This is a genomic window from [Bacillus] selenitireducens MLS10, assembly GCF_000093085.1.
In the GTDB taxonomy this organism is placed as follows: domain Bacteria; phylum Bacillota; class Bacilli; order Bacillales; family Salisediminibacteriaceae; genus Salisediminibacterium; species Salisediminibacterium selenitireducens.
On the sequence record NC_014219.1, the window covers coordinates 1,486,419 to 1,503,706 of the forward strand.

The 17,288-nt window shown below is 50.0% G+C and carries 18 protein-coding genes; 17 read left to right on the forward strand and 1 reads right to left on the reverse strand.

All coding sequences use genetic code 11. The annotated features are described in order from the left end of the window. Positions 1-5: 5 nt before the first annotated feature. The 8 genes from narJ to BSEL_RS06760 all read left to right on the forward strand — a co-directional run bounded on the left by narJ (position 6) and on the right by BSEL_RS06760 (position 7,280). On the forward strand, positions 6-551 hold the full coding sequence (gene narJ / locus BSEL_RS06725) for a nitrate reductase molybdenum cofactor assembly chaperone (protein ID WP_013172230.1): 546 nt from the start codon (positions 6-8) through the stop codon (positions 549-551). 18 nt (positions 552-569) lie between these two features. After that, positions 570-1,256 carry a respiratory nitrate reductase subunit gamma gene (gene narI, locus BSEL_RS06730; RefSeq protein WP_013172231.1) on the forward strand — a complete coding sequence of 229 codons (687 nt, stop codon included), beginning with the start codon at positions 570-572 and terminating at the stop codon, positions 1,254-1,256. A 39-nt stretch (positions 1,257-1,295) separates the two neighbouring features. Then, the gene (locus BSEL_RS06735) at positions 1,296-2,594 is read left to right on the forward strand and encodes an MFS transporter (protein WP_013172232.1); all 1,299 of its coding nucleotides are present in this window, start codon (positions 1,296-1,298) and stop codon (positions 2,592-2,594) included. 29 nt (positions 2,595-2,623) lie between these two features. After that, positions 2,624-4,114, forward strand: coding sequence for an MFS transporter (locus BSEL_RS06740; RefSeq protein WP_013172233.1), 1,491 nt, complete (start codon positions 2,624-2,626; stop codon positions 4,112-4,114). Between the two features lie 44 nt (positions 4,115-4,158). Beyond that, entirely contained in the window at positions 4,159-4,539 is a 381-nt protein-coding gene (locus BSEL_RS06745; protein ID WP_013172234.1) for a hypothetical protein, read from the forward strand. A gap of 159 nt (positions 4,540-4,698) precedes the next feature. Further along, positions 4,699-5,544, forward strand: a complete 846-nt coding sequence (locus tag BSEL_RS06750; protein WP_013172235.1) for an ABC transporter ATP-binding protein — start codon at positions 4,699-4,701, stop codon at positions 5,542-5,544. Further along, positions 5,477-6,244 (forward strand): ABC transporter permease, encoded by a 768-nt coding sequence (locus BSEL_RS06755; protein ID WP_013172236.1) that lies wholly within the window; start codon positions 5,477-5,479, stop codon positions 6,242-6,244. Before BSEL_RS06750 ends, BSEL_RS06755 begins: the two co-directional genes overlap by 68 nt. Positions 6,245-6,266: 22 nt before the next feature. Further along, on the forward strand, positions 6,267-7,280 hold the full coding sequence (locus BSEL_RS06760) for an aliphatic sulfonate ABC transporter substrate-binding protein (RefSeq protein WP_013172237.1): 1,014 nt from the start codon (positions 6,267-6,269) through the stop codon (positions 7,278-7,280). An 82-nt stretch (positions 7,281-7,362) separates the two neighbouring features. Here BSEL_RS06760 and BSEL_RS06765 read toward each other — a convergent pair whose 3' ends face one another. Next, entirely contained in the window at positions 7,363-8,058 is a 696-nt protein-coding gene (locus BSEL_RS06765; RefSeq protein WP_041581808.1) for a Crp/Fnr family transcriptional regulator, read from the reverse strand. Between the two features lie 379 nt (positions 8,059-8,437). Here BSEL_RS06765 and BSEL_RS06770 point away from each other — a divergent pair, with 379 nt between their 5' ends. The 9 genes from BSEL_RS06770 (at position 8,438) to BSEL_RS06810 (ending at position 17,280) form a co-directional block, all read left to right on the forward strand. Next, on the forward strand, positions 8,438-9,889 hold the full coding sequence (locus BSEL_RS06770) for an ammonia-forming cytochrome c nitrite reductase subunit c552 (protein ID WP_013172239.1): 1,452 nt from the start codon (positions 8,438-8,440) through the stop codon (positions 9,887-9,889). A gap of 419 nt (positions 9,890-10,308) precedes the next feature. Next, on the forward strand, positions 10,309-10,818 hold the full coding sequence (locus BSEL_RS06775) for a cytochrome c3 family protein (protein WP_013172240.1): 510 nt from the start codon (positions 10,309-10,311) through the stop codon (positions 10,816-10,818). A 31-nt stretch (positions 10,819-10,849) separates the two neighbouring features. Continuing rightward, positions 10,850-12,301 carry an ammonia-forming cytochrome c nitrite reductase subunit c552 gene (locus BSEL_RS06780; protein ID WP_013172241.1) on the forward strand — a complete coding sequence of 484 codons (1,452 nt, stop codon included), beginning with the start codon at positions 10,850-10,852 and terminating at the stop codon, positions 12,299-12,301. Between the two features lie 180 nt (positions 12,302-12,481). Beyond that, on the forward strand, positions 12,482-13,513 hold the full coding sequence (locus BSEL_RS06785; RefSeq protein ID WP_013172243.1) for a hypothetical protein: 1,032 nt from the start codon (positions 12,482-12,484) through the stop codon (positions 13,511-13,513). Between the two features lie 33 nt (positions 13,514-13,546). Continuing rightward, positions 13,547-13,987, forward strand: a complete 441-nt coding sequence (locus BSEL_RS06790; RefSeq protein WP_013172244.1) for a cytochrome c maturation protein CcmE — start codon at positions 13,547-13,549, stop codon at positions 13,985-13,987. Between the two features lie 30 nt (positions 13,988-14,017). Beyond that, positions 14,018-16,003 carry a heme lyase CcmF/NrfE family subunit gene (locus BSEL_RS06795; protein WP_013172245.1) on the forward strand — a complete coding sequence of 662 codons (1,986 nt, stop codon included), beginning with the start codon at positions 14,018-14,020 and terminating at the stop codon, positions 16,001-16,003. Then, a complete protein-coding gene (locus tag BSEL_RS06800; protein WP_013172246.1) occupies positions 16,003-16,500 on the forward strand; it encodes a cytochrome c-type biogenesis protein CcmH in 498 nt (165 codons plus the stop codon). The genes BSEL_RS06795 and BSEL_RS06800 overlap by 1 nt, the downstream gene beginning before the upstream one ends. A 37-nt stretch (positions 16,501-16,537) precedes the next feature. Beyond that, a complete protein-coding gene (locus tag BSEL_RS06805) occupies positions 16,538-16,891 on the forward strand; it encodes a hypothetical protein (protein ID WP_013172247.1) in 354 nt (117 codons plus the stop codon). Then, positions 16,888-17,280 (forward strand): hypothetical protein, encoded by a 393-nt coding sequence (locus BSEL_RS06810; RefSeq protein WP_013172248.1) that lies wholly within the window; start codon positions 16,888-16,890, stop codon positions 17,278-17,280. The genes BSEL_RS06805 and BSEL_RS06810 overlap by 4 nt, the downstream gene beginning before the upstream one ends. The last annotated feature ends 8 nt before the right edge of the window (positions 17,281-17,288 follow it).

The window sequence follows — 17,288 nt, forward strand, 5'->3', positions numbered from 1 at the left end:
GCCGGATGTTCAGAAAAAAAGCGATTGACGCACAGACGGTTTACAGCATCATCAGTTACCTGCTTCAGTATCCGTCAGACGAGATCAAACGGGCCATGCCGGTTATCAAGGAGACGATCGGCGGAATGGAGCACCCGCAGCTTTACATGCACATCTCCTCGTTCTTTCACTGGATCAATGATCTCAGTGAAGCGGACTGGGAGGAAACGTATATCCAGACCTTTGACTTCGGCAAGAAAACGAACCTCTACATTTCCTATGACCTGAAAGGGGAGGATAAAGAGCGGGGGACGGTGCTGTTAAATCTGAAGCAGGCGTATCAGGCCGGAGGCTTCAAGATGGACTGTGACGAACTGCCTGACTATCTGCCGATGATGCTTGAATTTTGTGCCCACGCAGATCCCGAGGACAGACGGGCAATGATTGCGACGTACCTGCCTCAAATCAGCGGTATCCGCGAGGGGCTTGTCGAGGCACAGAGCGGTTATACATTTATCCTGGATGCACTGCTGGTGACGTTCGAAAGTGACGGTATCCGGCGTGCAGCCTGACAAAAAAGGGAGTGAATCATGATGGAATGGCTACTTTGGGGCATCTTGCCCTATGCGGTGCTGGTCATCTTTATCGGCGGTCATCTGATCCGCTATCAGTATGATCAGCTGGGTTGGACGGTGAAATCCAGTGAATTCCTGAGTAAAAAAGACTTACGCTACGGTATTTTACTGTTGCACTGGGGGATCATCTTTGTCTTGATCGGTCATGTGCTCGGACTGATCGTGCCAAAAGGGGTCTATGATGCCCTTGGGATTACGAAGGATGCGTATCATTACCTGGCGATCGGGGCGGGCATTCCGGCAGGGATTGCGGCCCTGATCGGGCTCCTCCTCCTCGTGAGGCGGCGGTTGACCAATCCGAAAGTGAAACAGACCACCTCAAAGGCCGATACAGTGGCTTTACTTGCTTTGTTGGTCGTTGTGGGATCAGGCCTGTCTGCGACCTTTATGAATATAGACTCACAGGGATTTGATTACAGAACGACGATCTCGCCCTGGTTCAGAGGGCTGTTTTATCTCAACGTACAGCCGGAGCTGATGACAGAAGTGCCGGTATGGTTTAAGACGCATGTCCTGGCAGCGTTCGCTTTCTTTGCCATCTGGCCGTTTACGAGAATGGTGCACGTATTCAGTCTGCCGTTTATGTATCTGACTAGAAGTCCAATGATTTTCCGGAAAAAGAGAAAAAACAACGCAGCCTGATTACGGCTGCATGAAAAGACGATAAGGGAGGCGTATCCAATGGGACGCACGCACATTGACTACTGGGACCCGAATGATCAGGAATTTTGGGAGCGCGAGGAGAAGCGCCATGCCAGACGGAATCTGTGGATTTCAGTACCGGCCCTGTTTCTGGCTTTTGCCGTCTGGCAAATCTGGTCCGTTGTAGCGGTGAATCTGAACAGTGTCGGGTTTGATTTTACCCCGTCTGAACTGTTCACACTCGCCGCTTTACCCGGATTAACCGGGGCTACATTACGTATCTTTTTTACCTTTTTACCGGGTATTGTCGGTGGACGGAATTTTACCGTCATCAGCACGGCTTTACTGCTTTTGCCGACAATCGGTATCGGCATTGCCGTTCAGAATCCGGATACATCCTTTGCCACAATGGCGATTCTCGCTGCACTGTGCGGGATCGGAGGAGGCAATTTCTCTTCATCGATGGCCAACATCAGCCCATTCTTCCCGAAGAAAGAACAGGGAGGAGCTCTCGGCATTAACGCAGGGATTGGCAACCTCGGGGTCAGTGCCGTTCAGTTTCTGACACCGGTCGTCATCGGTCTCGGTTTGATCGGTGCGATGACGGGCTCCTCCCAGACCATGTCTGACGGACGGGAAGTCTGGATTCAAAATGCTGCCTTTGTCTGGGTGATTCCGATTGTGATCGTCACGGTCGCCGCTTACTTCGGGATGAACAACCTCCCAGGAACGAAGCGGAGCTTCAAAGAACAGTCTGTCATTTTCAAAAACAAGCATACCTGGATCATGACCTGGCTCTACACGATGTGTTTTGGCTCCTTTATCGGCTATGCCGCAGCATTTCCACTGTTGATCAATTCGCAGTTTCCGGAGCTTGGCATGAGCGGACTGGCCTTTTTGGGGCCGCTGATCGGTGCATTGATCCGTCCTGTTGGGGGATGGATTTCGGATAAACTCGGCGGTGCCATCGTCACTTTTTGGGACATTGTCATTATGATCCTGGCCACTGCAGGGGTGATTTTCTTTATCCAGATCAATCATTTTCCAGGCTTTCTCGCCATGTTCCTGATTCTGTTCATGACAACCGGGATTGCCAACGGCTCTACCTTCAGAATGATTCCGGTGATCTTTCCTGCGAATGAGGCACCGGCTGTACTGGGATTTACTGCGGCGATCGCCGCCTACGGTGCATTTTTGATCCCGAACATTTTCGGCTGGTCGATTGATACGATGGGAACATCGGTTGTCGCACTGATCATCTTTATTGTGTACTATGTGATCAGTCTTTGGATTACCTGGTACTATTATGCACGTAAACATGCGGAAGTGAAGTGCTGAAGACACGATTTTGGAGAGGTTGATGAATCATGAGACCAAAACAGGTTATGAATGTGAAGGACCCGCAGATCCGCACGTTGCATTATACGTGGATCGCATTCTTCATCGCTTTTTTTGCCTGGTTTAATATGGCCCCGCTGTCCGCGATGATGGCGGCGAGTGAGACGTGGCTGACGAGAGCGCATCTTGAAGCGCTGGCGATCGTCAACCTGGCCCTGACGATTCCGGCACGGGTCATCATCGGCTCCCTCCTCGACCGTTATGGACCGCGGAAGGTGTTCAGTCTGTTGTTAATTGTCATGGCTGTCCCGATTTTCATGTTTGCATTTGGGACAGGCTTTATGCAACTGATGATTGCAAGGCTCTTTATCAGCTGTATCGGAGCGAGCTTTGTCGTCGGGATCCGTATGGTCTCCGAATGGTTCCCGCCAAGGCAGGTCGGATTTGCCGAGGGGTTCTATGCCGGCTTCGGGAATTTTGGTTCGGCAGCGGGTGCCATTGTCCTTCCGTGGCTCGCCATCTATCTTTTCGGCGGTGAAGAGGGCTGGCGTTATGCGGTGGCACTGACCGGTGCCCTCAGTCTCGGTTACGGGATCTTTTACTGGATCGTCGCCCGCGATACCCCGGAAGGACGGACCTTTGTCCCGGCGAAGAAAGCGGCGGCTATGGAAGTTTCGAGCTACCGGGATTTGATCTGGCTGATCATCTGGACCGTTCCGCTGAATGCTGCTCTCGGCCTGTTGGCATGGCGCCTTGTAACGATGAATTTTCTGTCCCGTGAGGCCCTTCAGATCATTGCTGTGTTCCTGATTGCGGCGACCGTGTATCAGATCATCCAGATTCTCCGGGTGAATTTGCCGATTCTCAGAAAGGGTGTTCCGGAAGATGACCGCTACAGGTTTAAGAATGTCATCGCACTGAATACCACCTATTTCGCCAATTTCGGGGCAGAGCTTGCGATTGTTTCGATGCTGCCGCTGTTTTTTCTCGAGACGTTTTCCTTAAACCCGGCGACAGCAGGCGTGATGGCAGCTTCCTTTGCTTTCGTCAATCTGTTTGCGCGCCCAGTCGGCGGCTGGCTCAGTGACCGCATGGGGAATCGCAAACAGACGATGCTGATTTATATGCTCGGCATCAGTGCCGGGCTCGCAGGCATGGCGCTGATCGATTCCGGCTGGCCCCTAACCCTTGCAGTGGCGATGACCTTCGTGACATCACTCTTTATTCAGGGCGCGGAAGGGGCGACCTTTGCCATTATTCCGTTCGTCAAAAAACGTCTGACCGGACAGGTCTCAGGGATGGCAGGTGCATACGGGAACGTCGGCTCCGTCGTCTACCTGACGCTCTATACGTTTACCGGCCCGACCGTCTTCTTTCTCGTCCTGTCTTTGGGGGCGTTCATCAGCTTTCTCTTTTGCCTGTTTCTGTTGGATGAACCGAAGGATTCTTTCGGTGAAGAGTACGAACTGTCTTCCGTTGACCGTGAACAGCAACGGACCCTCTTGGAAGAGAGCTCCTGATTTGATATCCTGAAGCAAGATGTCAGTGTGTTGGGAGTGACAGCATGACGAAGAAGAAAAAGGCAAATCACAGTCAGCCAAAGCGGCACCGATATCAACGGAAGCATCGGCTGAAAAATGTCTGGAAAATCGAATCCAGTCTCGAAACGGTGAACAACCGGGTGCGGTTCTATGCGAAATACTATGGTGTACATCACGGCATTGCCGCACGCGAACTCGAAATGCTCGGTTATACGATTCGTGACAATGGGTGGCACAGCATGGAACAGCGAGACAAACAGCAGCAACGTCGACAACAGCAAAAACGGCTCCGTGAAGAAGAGAAAGAGCCTGTCAGTGATTGGGACGGGCGGTTTTCCTTCATAGCGGGCTATACATCCGGCGGCGTTCCATACGGCACAGAGAAGGACCTGGATGACAGCTGATGGCTGCATGCAGGTCCTTCTGATCCTATATTCATACACAATGCACTAAACAGATAGGGTAAATCGGAAACAGGGTTGACTTCATTTTCGGAGTCAGCTATACTTCAGTCTATTTAACCAAGTAAGTTTATATGATTAATATACATAGGAGGGTGTCCGATGGAAGATGTGGTGATTAAAGGATTGGAGAAAACCTTTCCGGGAGCGGAAGGACGAGAGGGGAACACCGTGTTTCGCGATGTCAGTCTGCATGTGAAAAAAGGGGAGTTTGTGTCGCTTCTCGGCCCTTCCGGATGCGGGAAATCGACACTGTTAAATATCGTCGCAGGACTCGATCAGCCTTCGGCAGGAGAGGTGGTGGCAGGTCACCGGAATATCTCCGGCCCGGGTTCCGACCGCGGGGTCGTGTTTCAGGAAGCGGCCCTGATGCCCTGGCTGAACGTGAAGGATAACGTCATGTTTGGCCTGAGAAAACGATATACCAAACAAGATGCCTCCGAGAGAGCCGAAAGTTACCTGAAGATGGTTCATCTGACAAGGTTTAAAGAATCTTATCCGCATGAACTCTCCGGAGGCATGAAACAGCGGGTTGCCATCGCCCGGGCCCTGGCGATGAATCCGCACATCCTGCTCATGGATGAACCGTTTGGCGCTTTGGATGAACAGACGCGCATGATGCTGCATAAAGAAATTGATGCGATCTGGCGGGAGACGAAGAAGACGATTCTGTTTGTGACACATAACATCAGAGAAGCGATTCTGCTGTCTGACCGGATCGTGCTGATGGGGACAAGGCCAGGCGGCATCCGCCATATCTTTGATGTTCCTCTGGAACGGCCGAGATCCCTCTCGTCGCCGGAACTTGTGGCACTCGAAGAAGAAATTATGGGCATGTTGGAGAAAGAAATAGACAAAGTGATGAAAGAGGAGATGGGTGATGACTACAACGCTGAGGAGAATCGTGTTCTTTCTGGGGATGATCGTTATATGGGAGGCGGTATATAGGGTTTATGCCCAACAGACACAGATGTTTCCGTCCCCGTTCGGATCCCTCGAACAACTGTATATCGGACTGTTTGAAACGGGGATTCTGACACAGGCACTTACAGAAAGCCTGCAGAGGATCGTCATTGGATTTACGCTGGCTCTCCTGATCGGCGGACTGCTTGGCATTCTGATCGGTGTTTCAAAAATTGCCGATGAAACCCTGGGCTCGCTCGTCATTGCCCTGCAGTCGGTTCCGAGTATCGTCTGGCTCCCCCTTGCCCTCGTCATGTTTCAGGGCGGGGAGGGCGCGATCTATTTTGTTGTCATCCTTGGTGGAACCTGGGCGATGACGATGAATATGCGAATGGGGATCAAAAATGTGTCTCCGATTTTGATCAGAGCAGCAAAGACGATGGGATACAGTCAGACTGAAATTGTCTGGAAGGTGATGCTGCCGGCGTCGGTTCCGTCGATCCTGACTGGCGCCAGACTTGCCTGGGCCTTTGGCTGGCGGGCTCTGATGGCCGCAGAACTGATTGGCCGCGGTGGCCTTGGCCGAACGCTGATGGATGCACGGGATTTCTTCAACATGGAGCTCGTTGTGGCGATTATGATCATCATTTCGACCATCGGCCTCATTGTCGAATATCTGATCTTTTCAAAGATCGAGAAGAATGTGATGTCACGCTGGGGTTATCACCGGCTTCAACATAAATAAAACGACTGAGGAGGAACACACAATGACAAACAAATTGGCCTGGATTGCCGGCAGTGGACTGCTCGTACTGGCAGCGTGCGGGAATCAGGAAGAAACGTCAACGGAGGCTTCGGATCAGGCAGTGGACAGTGAAGAAATCAACATCGGGTATTTTCCGAATTTGGATCACGCGGCAGGTATTATCGGGAAAGAGAAAGGGTATTTTGCCGATGAAATGGGCGATGACATCGCGTTTCAGCATTTCCCGAACGGGAATGAATTCATCGATGCTTTGGATACGGGGATCATTGATCTCGGCTACGTGGGACCCGGTCCAGCGATCAATTATTACCTCTCAGGCGGTGACGTGGTTGTCATCGGTGCTGCAGCAAACGGTGCGACGCTGATTGTGTCAAGAGAAGGTACGGACATTCATGAAGTCGAGGATTTCGCCGGTCATTCCTTCTCGACACCCGGGAACGGATGCACACACAACGTTCAGCTCGAGATGATGCTGTTGGACAAGGGATTGAAAACGAACCGCAGAGGCGGAGAAGTGGAGCATCAGTCGAGAGTCAACCCGGCAAGCATGGTTGCGATGTTTGAACAGGGTCAGCTTGACGGTGCTGCAGCCCCGGAACCGTGGGGTACGCTGCTCGTTGAAGAACACAATGCCAATGTTGTGACGGAATGGGACGAGGTGTTTCTGGGTGAAGAGCTCGCCAGTGTGGTGCTGGTAACGAGCAGTTCTTTTCTGGAAGAACATCCGGACAAAGTGGAAGAGGCGTTAAAGGCTCATCAGAAGTCCGTTGCCTTTGCTCAAGAGAACGAAGAGGAAACCCTTTCAGCGGTAAACGATCTCATCTACAGCTTGACCCAGACCCGACTGCCTGAAGAGGTGCTTACGAAGGCTTGGCAGCGTATGGAAGTGACGACACAAACCCATGCGGATGCCCTCCAAGCATGGGCCGATGCCTCGTATGAGCTCGCATTTATGGATATTGAACCGGATCTCGACGGATTCGTGGACACATCCATCCTCGATCAGCTCAACTGAACGGATCAATTAAAGAGAATCTGATGACGGTATACAATAACCGCCACTGTCGTTTCCCACAGGGAAACGGGTGGCGGTTTTTTTATTGCGTGCTGTATTCATTCAGCTGATCAGGATTGTGGATCGTAAGCGTATCCCGGGTTCGGGTGATCACACCTTGCCTGGAAAGCTCTTTCATCATGCGCGATACGCTTTCCCGGGTCGCACCGAAGAAGTTTCCGATCTCCTCGTGCGTAAGCCGGAGCGGGATGACGATCTCACCGTTATCCTGAATCTTCCCGTAATCGCCTGCGAGACGGAGAAGGGTGGTGGACAAGGCACTCAGTTTTCCGTATAGGGCGACATCCCTTAGCGTTGTTTGAGCGATCCGGAGCCGGTCGCACATCAACTGAAAGAGAGAGATGGTGAGCTCAGGGTGTGACATCAGATACGCTTCGAGGTGATCACTTCGAATGTAGGATACTGCACCGCTCTCAAGAATTACCGCATTGGCAGGATACGTCATGTCCGGCTTACTGAAGAGCGCGACTTCAGCAAAGACCTCGCCCTTCGACCGGATATCAAGGAGAATCTCTTTACCGGTGGCGCTGCTTTTGGTCAGCTTCACCTTTCCTGAATTAATGAAATAGACCGCTTCGGCGGGCTGGGTATCCCTGAACAGTGTTTCGCCGGTTGTGACGGTTTTTGTTTTGACAAGGGTGGCAATTTCACTCTGAACCTGATCCGGAAGGATGGAAAAGGCCGGAATCCGGTTAATAAAGGCCGCTTTTTCTGGCAATGGAGACACCGACTTTCGATATTTTTATAAGAAAAAACTTAATTTATGTGGATTTTTGTTCACGAAATGGACATTTATGGTGTGACGTGCATCATGTTTATTATAGCATTCAGGGTTATACAATTAAAGTGCAGAAGTATCGATTATTTTATTAAGGAAAGGAGGTGACGGATTTGAGCATGAGAGCAGACCGGATTCACTGTCACGGCAGCGCTATTTCAACTGTTGAATATTTAGGCCGGATTGCAAAAAGACATTTGGTGTGCAAGAGAGGTGTGCCTTAGCTCATCGCAATGGTCAAATCGCACGGGTCAGCGAAGACGGCAAAGCCCTGATGTGAAAAATCGATCAAAATAAGGGTGAGAAAGGGTGAAGATACATGAAACAGGTACGATCAAGCCGTTATCTCTTCATTTTGATGATACTCTTTTCTATAGGTCTCGCGGCTTGCAGTGGAGATGAAGAGAATGAGCCGGAAACGACGGATACGACAAGTATTTCTCCGGATAAAATCGTCAACACCGCTTTTCAGGATAAACATCCTGTGCAGTATGAAAGTTATTTAAAGAATGCAGAACAGTCGGGTCCCCTTCAATCGAAGTTTGCGACAGACATCGAGCCGAATTTGCCGATGCTCTTTCACAATTACGGATTTATGCTTGAGTACAACAAGCCACGGGGGCATGGATATGCGGTGGAGGACGTCATCAACATAGCGAGAATCAATGACAATTCCATCGGCTCTTGCATGACGTGTAAATCCACGGCTGTCCCTGCGTTAATCGATGAGATGGGTGATGACTACTGGAGTGCAAACTTCAGAGACGAAATCGTCCCAAGAACCCTTGAGTTGGGGGCAGGCGGAGAGTCTGAACACCTCGGTGAATTCGGTCACATGTCTGTCGGCTGTTCGGACTGTCACGATCCTGCGACAATGGAGCTGCGGATTAGCCGGCCTTCATTCACGAACGCCATGGACAGACGGGGCATTGATGTCACGGAAGCCTCACACAATGACATGAGGAGCTACGTTTGTGCACAATGTCACGTGGAGTATTATTTTGAACCGGAAAATCAGAAGGTGACACATCCATGGGACAACGGCCTGAAGCCGGAAGATATGTTCGAATACAAAGAGAACCAGGCGAAGGACCAGGGGTTTGATTATGACTGGGTGCACTCCATTTCCGGAGCTCCGATGCTGAAGGCACAGCATCCGGAATTTGAAATTTGGAGTTACGGACCTCACGGCGAAGCCGGTGTTGCCTGTGCCGATTGTCACATGCCGGATGAGCCTGTGGACGGTGGAGGGACCTCGCCATCGCACCACTGGACGTCTCCGATGGACAACATTGAGAGTGCGTGTCTCAGCTGTCATTCTGAAACGACAGAAGAACAGATGCGGGCCCAAGTGGATGCCATCCAGGAACGCCATATTGATATGATGCATGAAACACAATGGTTCTCTGTTCGCGCTCACTATTACGTCAATCGGATGATCACTGCCGGTGCGGATGAAGAAAAGATTGAAGAAGCCCGGTATGAGATTCGAAAAGGGCAGTGGTTCTGGGATATTATCGCAGCGGAAAACTCTGACGGGTTTCATAATCCACAGGGCGGTGCCGATGCAATGAGGACCTCTGTAGAAGCATCGGTCAGAGCCATTCGCATTGCTGAGGCGGAGCTTACCGGCTTGGGAGAAGACCTCAATGAACTCGAGCGTCAGATCGAAGAAACAATGGAAAATGTCTACAACGAGGGAGATCCTCATGAGAAGCATACTCACGCTGTCAATGAGTATTTCCCGAACGTACTGGAACTCGATTATTAAACAAGACAAGGACATGGACCTGAGCACCGATGACGGTGAACAGGTCCTTACGTCATGACATCAAAAAAGTGAGGCAGTGTGAGGAATTGCAACCGGTTTCCCGTCACTTGCATCGCAGGATTACATAGATCAATCATTGTGACAGGAAACAACAAACACAAAAGATAATGCAGACATGTCCACAGGCTGTTGTCTTTTGGTCAGTTACATGCTTCTGCGTTTATTAACAGTGCCCCTTTGGAAGGGACAACACCGACTTTTAAATATTATTATACAAAAAAGTGTATTAAAACTGTGATTTTTTGTTCACAAATTGGACAATTATGTTGTGATGTGCGTCACGTCTATTGAAGCATGCAGGAATATACAATTAAAGCGCAGGGGTATCGATTTTTACAGAGAACAGGGGGTGAAAGAAGTTGAAAAATGTATTCCGACACGTCAATAAGAAAGCCGCACTGTTTCTTCTTGCAGGGGTGTTTTTGGGGATTGCCCTGTTTGCCGGGACATCGAGTGCAATGAACTACACGGATTCCGCTGATTTTTGTTCGAGCTGTCATGTGATGGATGAAGCGTATGAGACATTTCAGTCATCCAATCATGCATCGCTTTCCTGCAATGATTGCCATGCACCGACAGACAGCTATGTCTCGAAAATGGCCTTTAAGGCAAAAGCGGGGGGAAGCCACATCTATATGAACACAATTGGCAGAAATGACATCCCGGATGTGCTCTATGCAAAAGAATCCTCAGTGGAGGTCATCGAAGCGAACTGCATCAGCTGTCACGAGGCGGGTCTTTCAAACGTTGAGTATCATAACGTGACTGAAGGGGGATGCATTGACTGTCACAGAGGCGTGCCGCATGGAAACGGTATGTACAAACCGGATGACTGGTTTGAGCCGGGCAACTATGATGCGAGAAGCTGATCAGAACACGGATGAGAAAGGGTGAAGATGCATGAAACAAGTACGATCAAGCCGTTATCTCCTGATTCTGATGATGATCTTCTCTATAGGTCTTGCGGCTTGCAGTGGAGAAGAAGAGAGTCAGGCAGGTACGACGGATACGACGAGTATTCCTCCGGATGAAATCGTCAACACCGCTTTTAAAGATGAATTTCCTTTGCATTATGAAAGCTATTTAAAGAACGCAGAAAAATCCAATCCCCCTGGATCGAAGTTTGTGACAGACATTGAGCCGAATTTGCCGATGCTCTTTCACAACTACGGTTTTATGCTTGAGTACAACGAAACACGCGGACATGCCTATGCAGTTGAGGATGTCATCAACATAGCGAGAATCAATGACAATTCCATCGGATCGTGCATGACGTGTAAATCCACAGCCGTCCCTGCGCTGTTGGATGAGATGGGTGATGATTACTGGGGTGCAAACTTCAGAGACGAAATTGTGCCAAGAACCCTTGAACTTGGTGCAGGCGGCGAGTCTGAAGACCTGGGTGAGTTCGGTCACATGTCAATCGGATGTTCCGACTGCCATGATCCTGCAACGATGGAACTGCGTATTACCCGGCCTTCGTTTACCAATGCCATGGAAAGACGGGGCATTGATGTCACAGAAGCGTCGAAGAATGAAATGAGAAGCTATGTGTGTGCGCAATGTCACGTGGAGTATTACTTCGAACCGGAAAATCAGAAGGTGACATTCCCTTGGGACAACGGATTGAAGCCGGAAGATATGTTCGAGTATTTCGAAAATCAGGCGAAGGATCAAAACTTTGATTATGACTGGGTGCACTCCATTTCCGGAGCCCCGATGATTAAAGCACAGCATCCGGAGTTTGAAATGTGGAGCTATGGTCCTCACGGTGAAGCGGGCGTATCCTGCGCCGATTGTCATATGCCTTATGAGCGCACGGACGGCGCGAAAAAGGTAACATCGCATCACTGGACGTCTCCGATGGACAACATGCAGAATACGTGCCTCAACTGTCACTCGGATAAAACAGAAAAGCAGATGAGAGACCGCGTGGATGCCATTCAGGACCGTCACATTGAAGCGATGCATGAAACACAGTGGCACTCCGTTCGTGCCCACTATTTCGTCAACCGGATGATCACAGCCGGTGCGGATGAAGAAAAGATTGAAGAAGCACAGTACTACATCCGTAAAGGACAGTGGTTCTGGGATATTATTGCAGCGGAAAACTCTGACGGATTCCATAATCCGCAGGGCGGGGCCGATTCCATGAGAACGTCCTCCGATGCATCAAACAAAGCCATCGAAATTGCCGTATCGGAACTGGCCAAGTTGGGTGAAGACCTCGATGAACTCGAGCGTCAGATCGAAGAAACAATGGAGAACGTGTACAACGAAGGAGATCCTCATGAGAAGCATACCCATGCTGTCAATGAGTACTTCCCGAACGTACTTGAACTCGACGAGTAAAACAAATATGGAAACGGACCTGACCATCGATTCCGGTGGTCAGGTCCATCCATGATGACGTTGACAAAAAATGTGGTGAACTGTCACAAATTGTACCTGAATTTGTGTGATGTGCATCACAGTTTTACATACATCAATCATCATAAAGTAGAGATAGAGATAAAGAAAGGATGAATGACGATGAGACACGCGATGCTTTGCAGGCTGTTGGCGGCTGTGTTTATTTTCGGTACGGCATTAACGGCGGCTCAGCCACTGGCTCAGGCGACTGAGGAGACGCTCTATTACGATGAGATTCTCGTACAGGTCATGCCTCAATATGTGGAACCTGAAGGATGGACGGAAGGACAGCCGCTTGTTTTGGTCGGTCAGCACGGTGTATTGAGAAATCCTTCTGAAGAGGCCGTGAGCCCGCTGATTGAAGTGCACGTACCTTCCGATAAACCGGATTTTATCCTCTCACTGGTGGGTGATTTCGGGGAAGATGACACGGTTTATGAAGTGGCTCACGAGTTTGATGAACAGACAGGAGCCGTCAGCTGGGTCCCTGATAAGGAAATCCCCCCAGGGGAGTCATACCAGTTTGTGATTGAATACTACATGGATCCCTTTGACATCGACGGTGATGCACATGCATTTACGTTTGATTACACGATCGATTATGATGCATCAGAGATTTCGGTTATGATTTTTGAACCTTACGGCGCGAGTGATTTTACGATCGGTAAAGAAGAAGACCGGACAACGGAGATGTTCAATATCCCGGTGTACGGCTTTGACAGGGCCGATGTCAGTGCGGGTTGGAGCGATTCGTTCGATGTCAGCTACGTCAAGAGCGATCCGGTCACAACACTCGAGGCCCTCGAGACCATGGAGCCGCCTGATGATGACATTCACGCCGGTTTTCGAAATGATCTGAATGAGTTCCCGGAGGATCACCCTGATGTTGCAGGCATGGAAGGCGGAGGCAGTCCGGTTCTCATCGATACGACGTCAGCGATTATCATTTCCGCAGCGATCATCATTGCGGCAGTGCTCGTTTTTTTCGGTCTCCGATCGAGACCGGCAGGATCCAAGCGTTCAACGACCGACGCACAGGCCGCACCGGTGGATCTCAACAAAGAGCGTCAGCGACTCAGGAAGAAATACATGAACGGGGAAATCACAGACGAGGTCTATAAACAGGAAATGCGCAAACTTGCCGGTAAATAACAGACTTGTTTGCAGAACAAGGGGGAGATCAGGTTGAGTAAAAATACGAAGATCATATTGAGTGCTTCATCGATTATCATCGCTGTGTTGGCTATGCTTTTAATTGCCACACCGGCATCGAGCGGCTCAGAAATGAAGATTGCTGATATCAATGCCAATATGGACACCCTCGAAGGCCGGCATTTGACGACTGAGGGGATGCTTGTCCATGACAGCGTCGGCTGGGATGCCGATGCCATTGAGTTAACGTTCGATATTGAATACGAGGGTCATGTCCTTTCTGTTTTTTTTAACGGTGTGAGACCCGATAATTTCACGGACGATGTCTACATTATCGTCAGAGGTTATTTAAATGAAGAAGGTACTCTGGAAGCGGAAGCTGTTCAGACGAGATGTCCAAGCACCTATGAGGGGGAAGATCCGGATGATCACGACCCTGATGCAGAGTATGACCTGGACGATACAGACGAGTAAACACAACACAAGAAAGTGCAGGTGAACGTAATGGAACTGATCGGAAAACTGTCGATCTATCTCGGCTTTTTCCTTTCTGTCTGGGCACTGATCGCCTTTTTGGTTGGAATCAAAAAGCAGGATCAGCGGTTCATCGACAGCGGAAAAGGTGCCGTCATGAGCACATTTATCACAGCAACGCTCTCAATAGCCCTGCTCTTATACCTGTTGGCAAAGAGTGACTTCAGATTTGAGTATGTGGCGAGTTACACGAGCACGGACTTGCCGATGGTCTATAAGCTGGTTGCGCTATGGGCCGGAAATGCGGGATCACTATTGCTTTGGACCTTTTTCCTGGCAATGTTTGGCGCGATGGTCGCCTTTTCAAGAAAAATGAAAAAGAATCCGATGACGCCTTATATTGTCAGCATCATGCTGTTAAATACGATTTTCTTCTATCTGATTTTAAGTTTTGTCTCCAACCCGTTTATGACGTTTGCCGCAGGGGATGTCCCTGCCGAAGGTCGCGGGCTGAATCCGATGCTGCAGGATCCAGGGATGATTCTTCACCCGGTGACACTGTATCTCGGCTATGTCGGACTGGTTGTTCCATTCGCCTTTGCCATTGCGTCCTTAATCATGCGCAGTATGGATGCGTTCTGGGTACAGATGGCAAGACGGTGGACGATTATTGCCTGGGCATTCTTGACAATGGGGAATGTGATTGGCGGCTGGTGGGCGTATACAGAGCTCGGATGGGGCGGGTATTGGGCATGGGACCCGGTTGAAAATGCCTCGTTTATGCCCTGGCTGACGGTCACGGCGTATCTCCATTCCGTTATGATTCAGGAACGGAAGAACATGCTGAAGGTATGGAACCTGAGTCTGATCATTATTTCGTATTTGCTCACACTGTTTGGGACATTCCTTGTAAGGAGCGGTATTTTGACTTCGGTGCATTCTTTTGCACAGGGGAATATCGGTCAGTATTTCCTGATCTTCCTTTCGTTTATGGTACTGCTTTCGCTGTATGTTCTGATGAGCCGCTATCATCTGCTCCGTAAAGACAGCGGCCAGTTTGACTCTTACTTGTCCAAAGAGAGCTCATTTTTGATGAACAATATTATTCTGCTTGGTGGAACCTTTGCGGTGTTCTGGGGGACCATTTTCCCGATCGTCAGTGAAGCAATTGCCGGAACGAGGGTGACGGTGGGGGTACCGTTTTTCAATACGGTGATGTCCCCGATCCTGCTGGCCTTGATTTTCTTAATGGCGGTATGCCCCTTGATTGCCTGGCAGCGCGCAAGCGTCAAAAACATCAAGGACAACTTTATGATCCCGGCAATTCTCAGTCTGATTGTCCTTGGCGTGATCGCCTTTATGGGGATTCGGGATGCGTATCCGCTGATTGCCTTTACGATCATTGTATTCGCCTTATTGACACATATCGTCGAATTTATCCGTGGAACAAAAGCAAGACGAAAAGTGACGAAAGAAAATGTTATTGTGGCATTCGGCCGCCTGATGTACCGGAGCAGACGCCGATACGGCGGGTATGTGGTGCATCTCGGTGTTCTCCTCATTGCATTTGGCATTGTCGGATCGAACTTTGATTCAGAACAGCTGGTCACGCTCCAAGAGGGGGACACCCTCGAGATTGAGAGCTATGTGCTGACTTATGAGAGCCTTGAACAAAGAAGATCCGGACTGAATGACATTGTCTATGCGAACATTGCCGTGGAGAAGAATGGGGAAGATGTGGGTTATATCACACCTGAACGCGTGTTTTATGCGAACTGGCAGGAACCGTCAACGAATGTCGCCGTCCGCTCCACTCTGGTGGAAGATTTGTATGTGGTGTTGAGCGGCTGGGAGGAAGACAATCGCGCCACGTTCCAGATCAACGTCAATCCACTGGTTGCCTGGATCTGGATCGGCAGCGGCGTGCTCGTTCTCGGCTCACTGTTTGCAATTATGGGAGGACGTTACGGTCAGCCGGTTCCACGCTATGCCGGACCAAAAAGGAAGGTGCATTAATGATGCGAAAGACGATCGTGTTGCTCTTCGTTATGCTGTTGGCAGGAGGAATGGGTCAGGTCATGGCAGATACGTATGACATCAACCATGAGAAGGTCGCTGATATCGCAGGATATCTGGCCATGGAAGGGCACAGTGAGCACGATTTGGCCACGTGCTCGACGAAGTACAATTACTACAACGAGATTGCGGATATGCTCAACGAAGGCTATGAAAAAGAGGAGATCCTGAGCGAATACAAATCCATGTACGGGGAAGAAGGATTCCGTTCACCGGACCGGAGAGGATTCAGCCTGACAGCCTGGGTGCTGCCCTTTGTCGTCCTGGGGGTTGGCTCCTATGCCTTCTTTGCAAGACTCAGAAACAATGTGACCGCACAGAGGCAGAAGTCTGACGGGGGTTCGGCCGACCAGGAAGACCGTGCAGAACCGCAACAGCGTACGGAGGACGATATTCTCCGGGCGATTATTGAAGAAGAGAAGCGCAAACATTTTTGATACGTGACACCTGAGAACAACAAGGGATGTGGTGAAGATGGCAATCATAGCAGGAACGATGCTCGTCCTGGTCACGCTCTATCTTGTGATCCGGCCCTTTTTCTCACAGGAAAAGCTGTGGGAAACCGAGCGGATTGAAGATGATCTCGATGACGTTACCCTGACGGGGATTTACGCAACGATGAATGAACTGGATATGGAGTATGAAATGGGCAAACTTGCCGAAGACGATTACCGGTCTATGAAGCGTAACTATGAAGCCCTGGCAATCGAGGAGCTTCGAAAACAGGAGCAGGCAGATGACGGCGTAGAAGAGACGACCGACGACGTTTTTGAAGCGGAGATCGAAAGGGAGCTTGAAGAGATGCGGAAGGCCAGGGAACAGTCATGATTCTCACGGGTGGTGATGTGACCAATCCAGGGGCGACGCTTCATCCGGAAGGGCATATGAACTGGTGGTATGATTCGATGTTTACAGCGATTGATGCCCATCTGTTCACCCTGATTGTCTTTATGATTCCCGTTATGGCCTATATCTTCTACCGGATGGGCAAAAAAAAGGCGGAAGCCCGGGATCAGTCCTGGCGTCAGGATGAGACGGAAGAAGCCTTTCAGAAGCTGATGAATAAAAAGAAAATCATTATGAACAAGCTGATCGACCTTGAAGAAGCGAAAGACCGGGGTGACATGTCAGAAGAAGCGTTCCGGCTTGAAGAAGAGGCTTACCGAAAGCATCTCTATGAGACAGAGCGCAAACTGCATGACATCATTGATGAATGAGGGGAGGG

What these genes read in the sequence shown, in the direction of transcription:
- BSEL_RS06755 (WP_013172236.1), top strand. Translation starts at nt 5,477, where the DNA reads ATGACTACAACGCTGAGGAGAATCGTGTTCTTTCTGGGGATGATCGTT.
- BSEL_RS06780 (WP_013172241.1), top strand. Translation starts at nt 10,850, where the DNA reads ATGAAACAAGTACGATCAAGCCGTTATCTCCTGATTCTGATGATGATC.
- BSEL_RS06750 (WP_013172235.1), top strand. Translation starts at nt 4,699, where the DNA reads ATGGAAGATGTGGTGATTAAAGGATTGGAGAAAACCTTTCCGGGAGCG.
- BSEL_RS06805 (WP_013172247.1), top strand. Translation starts at nt 16,538, where the DNA reads ATGGCAATCATAGCAGGAACGATGCTCGTCCTGGTCACGCTCTATCTT.
- BSEL_RS06800 (WP_013172246.1), top strand. Translation starts at nt 16,003, where the DNA reads ATGATGCGAAAGACGATCGTGTTGCTCTTCGTTATGCTGTTGGCAGGA.
- BSEL_RS06760 (WP_013172237.1), top strand. Translation starts at nt 6,267, where the DNA reads ATGACAAACAAATTGGCCTGGATTGCCGGCAGTGGACTGCTCGTACTG.
- BSEL_RS06770 (WP_013172239.1), top strand. Translation starts at nt 8,438, where the DNA reads ATGAAACAGGTACGATCAAGCCGTTATCTCTTCATTTTGATGATACTC.
- BSEL_RS06735 (WP_013172232.1), top strand. Translation starts at nt 1,296, where the DNA reads ATGGGACGCACGCACATTGACTACTGGGACCCGAATGATCAGGAATTT.
- BSEL_RS06745 (WP_013172234.1), top strand. Translation starts at nt 4,159, where the DNA reads ATGACGAAGAAGAAAAAGGCAAATCACAGTCAGCCAAAGCGGCACCGA.
- narI (WP_013172231.1), top strand. Translation starts at nt 570, where the DNA reads ATGATGGAATGGCTACTTTGGGGCATCTTGCCCTATGCGGTGCTGGTC.
- BSEL_RS06795 (WP_013172245.1), top strand. Translation starts at nt 14,018, where the DNA reads ATGGAACTGATCGGAAAACTGTCGATCTATCTCGGCTTTTTCCTTTCT.
- BSEL_RS06785 (WP_013172243.1), top strand. Translation starts at nt 12,482, where the DNA reads ATGAGACACGCGATGCTTTGCAGGCTGTTGGCGGCTGTGTTTATTTTC.
- narJ (WP_013172230.1), top strand. Translation starts at nt 6, where the DNA reads ATGTTCAGAAAAAAAGCGATTGACGCACAGACGGTTTACAGCATCATC.
- BSEL_RS06810 (WP_013172248.1), top strand. Translation starts at nt 16,888, where the DNA reads ATGATTCTCACGGGTGGTGATGTGACCAATCCAGGGGCGACGCTTCAT.
- BSEL_RS06740 (WP_013172233.1), top strand. Translation starts at nt 2,624, where the DNA reads ATGAGACCAAAACAGGTTATGAATGTGAAGGACCCGCAGATCCGCACG.